This is a genomic window from Rhodococcus sp. KB6, from assembly GCF_001445685.1.
In the GTDB taxonomy this organism is placed as follows: Bacteria; Actinomycetota; Actinomycetes; order Mycobacteriales; family Mycobacteriaceae; genus Rhodococcus_F; species Rhodococcus_F qingshengii.
The window spans coordinates 1-425 of sequence record NZ_LNAK01000101.1 but is presented as its reverse complement, the minus strand read 5'-3'; the positions used below and the strand labels follow the sequence as shown (position 1 = coordinate 425).

The following is a 425-nucleotide window of genomic DNA, read 5'->3' as shown; positions in this document are numbered from 1 at the left end:
CCGCCGGAGATCTCACCGGGAAGCTTGTCCTCGGCGCCGACCAGACCCGTGAGGTCCAACTTCTCCATCACGATCTTGCGGATATCGGATTCCGACTTCTTGGTGTGCTCACGAAGCGGGAAGGCGATGTTGTCGTACAAGTTCATCGAGCCGAACAGTGCGCCGTCCTGGAAGAGAACGCCGAACAGTTTGCGGATCTCGTAGAGCTCCTTGGAGGAGCACTGCAGGATGTCCGTGCCGTCGATGACGATGGAGCCTTGTTCAGGGCGGAGCAGTCCGATCAGGGACTTCAGGAACACCGACTTACCGGTACCCGAAGGCCCGAGCAGTGCGCTGACCTCACCCGCGGGAAGTGTCAACGACACGTCCTGCCAAATCCTCTGCGACCCGAAAGACTTTGTCAGTCCTTGTACCGCTACCTCGAC

At 59.3% G+C, this 425-nt stretch carries 1 protein-coding gene; it reads right to left on the bottom strand.

The annotated features are described in order from the left end of the window. Positions 1-425 (bottom strand): ABC transporter ATP-binding protein (locus tag ASU23_RS13650; protein WP_156423161.1); only part of this gene is annotated, 425 nt, incomplete at both ends.